7 protein-coding genes are annotated in these 6074 nt (G+C 52.3%); all 7 read left to right on the top strand.

Going from position 1 to position 6074, the window contains the following annotated elements; translation table 11 throughout:
- Positions 1-180 (top strand): hypothetical protein (locus tag METPAY_RS08095; RefSeq protein WP_048151119.1); only part of this gene is annotated, 180 nt, incomplete at its 5' end.
- Positions 181-354: 174 nt separating this feature from the next.
- Positions 355-873, top strand: a complete 519-nt coding sequence (locus METPAY_RS08090) for a biotin transporter BioY (RefSeq protein WP_048151116.1) — start codon at positions 355-357, stop codon at positions 871-873.
- On the top strand, positions 860-1537 hold the full coding sequence (locus tag METPAY_RS08085) for an energy-coupling factor ABC transporter ATP-binding protein (RefSeq protein ID WP_048151115.1): 678 nt from the start codon (positions 860-862) through the stop codon (positions 1535-1537). Before METPAY_RS08090 ends, METPAY_RS08085 begins: the two co-directional genes overlap by 14 nt.
- A 3-nt stretch (positions 1538-1540) precedes the next feature.
- Positions 1541-2110, top strand: coding sequence for an ATP-binding cassette domain-containing protein (locus METPAY_RS08080; RefSeq protein ID WP_048151113.1), 570 nt, complete (start codon positions 1541-1543; stop codon positions 2108-2110).
- 19 nt (positions 2111-2129) lie between these two features.
- A complete protein-coding gene (locus METPAY_RS08075) occupies positions 2130-2771 on the top strand; it encodes an energy-coupling factor transporter transmembrane component T (RefSeq protein WP_048151111.1) in 642 nt (213 codons plus the stop codon).
- 65 nt (positions 2772-2836) lie between these two features.
- Complete coding sequence (locus tag METPAY_RS08070; protein WP_048151109.1) at positions 2837-4573, top strand: pyruvate/oxaloacetate carboxyltransferase; 1737 nt, start codon at positions 2837-2839, stop codon at positions 4571-4573.
- Positions 4570-6048, top strand: a complete 1479-nt coding sequence (locus tag METPAY_RS08065; RefSeq protein WP_048151107.1) for an acetyl-CoA carboxylase biotin carboxylase subunit — start codon at positions 4570-4572, stop codon at positions 6046-6048. Before METPAY_RS08070 ends, METPAY_RS08065 begins: the two co-directional genes overlap by 4 nt.
- Positions 6049-6074: the final 26 nt, after the last annotated feature.

The raw sequence follows: 6074 nt of genomic DNA, 5'->3' as shown, positions 1-6074 counted from the left end.
GTCAAGGCAATCACGATGATCGCCGATGAGGACGGAACCGTCGACACCGACTTCGTAAAGGTCGAGAAGAAGGTCGGCGGCACAATCGAGGACTCGGAGATTATCGAGGGAGTCGTAATCGACAAGGAGCCGAAGGGGCTTAGGCCCTCTCAAAGTTTTGGAATACAGGGAGGGGGATGATTTCTCCCTCCCTTCAACCCTCCCCCTCGTGGCGATAGGTCGCCGTCGGGGTGAACAAGCATCCCTCCGGCTCCGACAATTTGAATTCACAGCAACCGCAAAAATTCCAACATCCATAAATCCAAAAAGAACAAACTTTCTTGTCAACCAAATTTTAATCAAAGGTTGACAAACATGTACGGCGACGAGGAACGAACAAAAACCATAACCTATACGGGGATATTTATCGCATTGTTTGCAGTAGGGGGCTACATTACAATACCGATGATCCCCGTGCCTTTGACACTTCAGACACTCTTCGTTATTCTCTGCGGCGCGGTGATGAGAAAGAAAGCCGTCATTCCCGTGCTCCTCTATATTATCCTCGGGACTCTCGGCCTCCCGGTATTCCACCAGTTCACAGCGGGACCGGGAGTTCTCCTGGGACCGACAGGCGGATACATGGTGGGATTCATATTCGCCGCTCTCATCGTCGGATATCTCTATGGATGCCCGAACAGATTCATCCGGGCGGGATGCTTCTTCGCCGCATCTTTCGTCATCTTGTTTGCAGGCGCATTATGGCTCTTCATCTCCACACCGATGGGTCTTACAGAGTCATTCCTACTCGGAATGGCTCCCTTCATCCCGGGCGACTGCGTAAAATCAGCGGTTGCATTCCTTATCGCAGAGAGGATCAATGATAGAATTTGATGAAGTCTCTTTCAGGGATCTCGAAATTCCGGCGCTGAAAATACCGGAAGGTGTCTGTGCGGTTTTCGGACCGAACGGCTCCGGGAAGAGCACCTTCTTAAAACTCCTTTCCGGAATGGAGCTGCCTGAGAAAGGATCGATTCTCATCGACGGATCTGCTCCCCGGAAGACCGAGAGCGGATACCTCTCCGAATTTCCCGATAAGAACATCCTGTTCGAAAGGGTTGCGGACGAGATCGCATCCCCGCTCAAATTCAGGCATACCGGTTGTGAAGAGATTGAAGAGACCGTAAACGAGGTTATCGAAAAACTCGGGATAGCCCGTTTGTATGATAAAAACGTAAAGAAACTTTCAGGCGGAGAGAAAGTGCTCGTCGAACTCGCCACAGCAATCGTGGCCGACCCGGATCTCCTGATCCTCGACGAACCCGATTCGCACCTCGACCCCGTTACGGCCGATGAGATATTCGACATAATAACCGGTCTCGATATCACGCACGTCGTATTCTGCACCCAGAACATGGAGAGAGCCGGGGAGATCGCCGGCTATGCGGTGTACATGGAAGACGGAAGAGTCGCCGCATCTGGAACACCCGCATCGGTGTTTGAAGAACTCAAAGGGACCTGTTTTTATCCCGACCATCTTCCTGCCGGGACGGGGTGACAAATGGATATCTCATGCAATAATATCGAATTCTCCAGGGACGAGTTCACTCTCGGAGCTGACGCCGGGTTCTCCGAAGGGCTCCATATCGTCACAGGAAGGATCGGAAGCGGAAAATCGACACTCGCCGCGATTCTTGCAGGTATTGAGAAACCCGATAAAGGAACAATCACGACCGAAGGGATCGGATCAAGGATATTTTCGATGCAGTTTCCCGAATACCATCTCACCCACATGACCATCGGAGGCGAGATCGAATCATGGGACCTTGATCTCGAACCAGTGATGAACACCGCCGGCCTCCGCTACGAAGAGAACAGGGATCCGATGACACTCTCCCGCGGGGAGCTGAAGAGACTCCATCTTGCATGTATGATCCAAAAAGAATACGATCTCATGATCCTCGACGAACCCTTCAGTTCGCTCGACTGCATATGGAAGAGAAATTTCAGGGATATGCTTGATGAGATAAGTAGCGGCGTCAGGATCATATTCACGCACGAATCAAAGATCCTCCCCGAATACGACCACCTCTGGAACATGTCGGAAGGAATCCTCTCGAAGACAGAGTGACGGACAGGAGAAATCAGGTATGAAAGATCCGCGAATAAGAATGGCCTCGATGATAATGCTCTCATGCGCCGCCTTTGCAGGAATGGAAGCCGCGCTTGCATCCGTACTCTGGGTCATCGTATTCTCGGACAGGAAATTCAAAATCCCTTCGCTTCCCGCCTTCCTCGGACTGTTCGTTATGATCTCGGTCATCGCGGTCCTTTCGATAGGTGAGACGTCCGGCGGAATATCATACTTCACCAGGATGTCTGCGCTGATCGTCATCGCGGTCTGGGCCTACTCGGCGATCAGGCCCGGTGAAATTCTCGATACGCTCGTGTGGCTTTTCGGAAAAAAAACCGGTTTCGAGCTCGGCCTGACTGCGGAGATCGCCATGACAGAGATAAGAAGGATACCTGAGGATTACAGGATGGCCCGCATCGCCATGGATTTCAAGGGAAAGAAGATCAGGATTCGCGACTACATCCCTGTTCTCGGGAATATACTGATAATCACGCTGAAACGGGCGGAGGAGCATGGAAAAATCCTCGCAGGAAGAGGGTATATACGCGGCGGGACGCACCGCCCCGAATTCGTAACTGAAAAAAACGACTGGCTGGCTTTATTTTTCTCAATAATGATAGTATTTATTGTTTTCCTCCCTTTAGTGAGATATTTATAGTTCGGTGAGAAAATTATTAGAGACTGAATAATAGTTAATCAATCCTGGCTCCTTGGAGGAAATTTATGAGCGTTGCCAATACTGTAAAAATAACAGATACTACCCTCAGGGATGCACATCAATCCTTAATCGCTACACGCCTTAGGACCGAGGATCTGATCCCTGTTGCAAGACAATTAGATAAAATAGGTTTTTTTTCGGTAGAGGCCTGGGGAGGCGCCACTTTTGACAGTTGCATACGGTACCTGAACGACGATCCCTGGCAGAGGCTCCGCGATATCAAGGCCGAGATGAAAAACACAAAGGTCCAGATGCTTCTCCGCGGCCAGAACCTGGTAGGATACAAGCATTACCCCGATGATGTAGTCGAAAAATTCATCGAGGCCGCCGGAAGAAACGGGGTCGATATATTCAGGGTCTTCGATGCATTAAACGACATCAGGAACATGGAAAAATCCATGGAGGTTGTAAAGGATATAGGAGCACACCTCCAGGGAACGATAAGCTACACGACAAGTCCTGTTCACTCGGTCGCCGGATTCATAGATCTTGCCGAAGATCTCTATTCTAAAGGCAGCGATTCGGTTTGCATCAAGGATATGGCCGGGTTAATAATGCCGAAAGATGCTGCGGATCTCGTCGCCGGAATCAAAAAGAGGATCGACATACCTGTAAACCTCCACTCGCATTCGACAAGCGGAATAGCCCCGATGAGCTACCAGGCGGCAATAGAGGCGGGAGTAGATATCCTTGATACGGCCATGTCGCCGTTTGCAATGGGAACTTCGCAGCCCGCAACCGAGAGCGTGGTTGCAAGCCTGAAGGGAACGGACAGGGATACAGGCATCGATCTCATGCGCCTCCGGGATGCAAAGATCAAATGCCTTGTAGTCAGGGAGAAATACGGGGCGCTTATCGACCCGATATCAGAGAGGATCGATTCGGATGTCCTGATATACCAGCTCCCCGGCGGAATGATCTCGAATCTCGTCTCGCAGCTCAAGGAGCAGGATGCGCTCGACAAACTCGAATCCGTTCATAACGAGATCCCGAAGGTCAGAAAGGATCTGGGATATCCGCCGCTCGTCACCCCGACGAGCCAGATCGTAGGAACACAGGCTGTGCTGAACGTCCTCATGGGCGGGGAGAGATACTCCAATGTCACGCAGGAGGTCAAGGACTACGTAAGGGGCCTCTACGGCAAACCCCCGGGAACGATCCCTGAAGAGATCCGCGAGAAGATCATCGACGGTGAGAAGGCGTTCGAAGGAAGACCAGCGGACCTCCTCGAACCGGTATACGAGACTATGGCAAAGGAGGCCGGTGAGGAGGGCCTTGTAAAGAAGGACGAGGACATCCTGACATACATCCTCTACCCGGCAATAGCGCCTTCGTTCCTCAAAGGAGAGAGAAAGGCCGAGACGATCCCGACCTTATCCCAGTCCAGGAAGCAGGATTCAGGAAACATTCCGAGCTTTATGGAGGTCGAAGTCGACGGCGAGATCTTCGCTGTCAGGATTCTCTCTGTTGAGGGAAGTGAGGTCACGTCATCCGCATCCATCGGCGAGAAGAAGATCCCGAGGAACATCAAGGGCGGAGTCAAGAGCAACATGCAGGGAATGGTGCTCAAGGTCGAGACATGTGTCGGGGCCGAGGTGAAAGTGGGAGACACTCTTGTGGTTCTCGAGGCCATGAAGATGGAGAACCCGATTAAATCGATAAAGGCCGGGAAGGTGACCCAGATCTTTGTCGATGCAGGCGACACCGTGCAAAGCGGTGACGTCTTGCTGGTGATTGAATGAGTTATTTCAACAAGATCTTAATTGCCAACAGGGGCGAGATCGCCATCAGGATAATGCGTGGCTGCAGGGAGCTTGGAATAGAGACGGTCGCCGTCTTCTCCGAACCCGACCGAAACGCACTCCACGTCAAATATGCGGACGAGGCTTATCTTCTCGGGGCCGCACCCCCGAAAGAGAGCTATCTCAATATGGACCGTATCTTAAAGATCGCAAAGAGTTCCGGAGCTGAAGCGATCCACCCGGGGTACGGATTTCTTGCTGAAAATTCAAAATTTGCCAAATACTGCGAAGAAGAAGGGCTGACGTTCATCGGACCTTCGTGGAAGTCCATCGAGGCGATGGGGTCTAAACTCGGCTCCAAGCACATGATGGACAAGGCCGGCGTTCCGGTTCTCCCGTACACCCATGACGGCGTCAAAGATATCACCGAGGCAAAGAGAGTCGCAAAGGACATCGGGTATCCGGTGATCGTCAAGGCGAGCGCAGGCGGCGGCGGCATAGGGATGCAGATCGTCGAGAACGAAGAGGAGCTCGAAAACGCGATCGAGAAGGGTATGAGGATCGCCGAATCGGCTTTCGGTGATTCGACGGTCTTCATCGAGAAGTATCTCGTGAAACCGCGGCATATCGAGTTCCAGGTCCTCTGCGACAAGCATGGCAACAGGGTGCATCTCTATGACAGGGAGTGCTCTATACAGAGACGCCACCAGAAACTGGTCGAAGAGGCCCCGTGCCCGATAATGACCGACGAACTCCGCGAGAGGATGTCGGAGTCCGCACTGAAGGTGGCCGAGGCTTCGGGCTACTACAATGCAGGAACCGTCGAGTTCCTCTACAGCGAGGGGAACTACTATTTCATGGAGATGAACACCCGTCTCCAGGTCGAGCATACGGTAACCGAGATGATAACCGGCATGGATATCGTGAAACAGCAGATTAAGGTCGCGGCGGGCGAGGAGCTCCAGCATTCCCAGGAGGACATCAGGCTCAACGGCCATGCGATCGAATGCCGTATCAATGCCGAAGATCCGCTGAATAATTTCACGGCCGATCCCGGAAAGATCGTCCGCTACAGGTCTCCGGGAGGCCCGGGAATCAGGGTGGATTCGGGTATCCACATGGGATATGCGATCCCCCCGATGTACGACTCGATGATCTCCAAGCTCTGCTCGTGGGGAAGCGACAGGCAGGAGTCGATAGACAGGATGAGAAGGGCGATCTACGAGTATGTCATTCTCGGGGTCAGGACTACACTGCCGCTGCATCATGCGATAATGAGAAACCCTCACTTCATCAACGGGGATACTCACACCCATTTCCTGCAGGAGGAGCATATCCAGAAGAGCCTTTCGAGATACCTCCGCGAGGAGCAGACACGTATGCAGAACCTTGCCGCATCCCTCCGGGGAGGCAAAGAGGCTGCTGCGATCTCTGCGGCTGTAAATGTCTACATTCAGCAGGCAAAAGAACAATAAGAACTATTTTTATCGCATGACAGTTA

It is taken from the genome of Methanolacinia paynteri (assembly GCF_000784355.1).
GTDB lineage: Archaea > Halobacteriota > Methanomicrobia > Methanomicrobiales > Methanomicrobiaceae > Methanolacinia > Methanolacinia paynteri.
This window is presented reverse-complemented; position numbering and strand designations above follow the sequence as displayed.

Coding starts and splice junctions, on each gene's coding strand:
- METPAY_RS08090 (WP_048151116.1), top strand. CDS start 355: ATGTACGGCGACGAGGAACGAACAAAAACCATAACCTATACGGGGATA.
- METPAY_RS08085 (WP_048151115.1), top strand. CDS start 860: ATGATAGAATTTGATGAAGTCTCTTTCAGGGATCTCGAAATTCCGGCG.
- METPAY_RS08080 (WP_048151113.1), top strand. CDS start 1,541: ATGGATATCTCATGCAATAATATCGAATTCTCCAGGGACGAGTTCACT.
- METPAY_RS08075 (WP_048151111.1), top strand. CDS start 2,130: ATGAAAGATCCGCGAATAAGAATGGCCTCGATGATAATGCTCTCATGC.
- METPAY_RS08070 (WP_048151109.1), top strand. CDS start 2,837: ATGAGCGTTGCCAATACTGTAAAAATAACAGATACTACCCTCAGGGAT.
- METPAY_RS08065 (WP_048151107.1), top strand. CDS start 4,570: ATGAGTTATTTCAACAAGATCTTAATTGCCAACAGGGGCGAGATCGCC.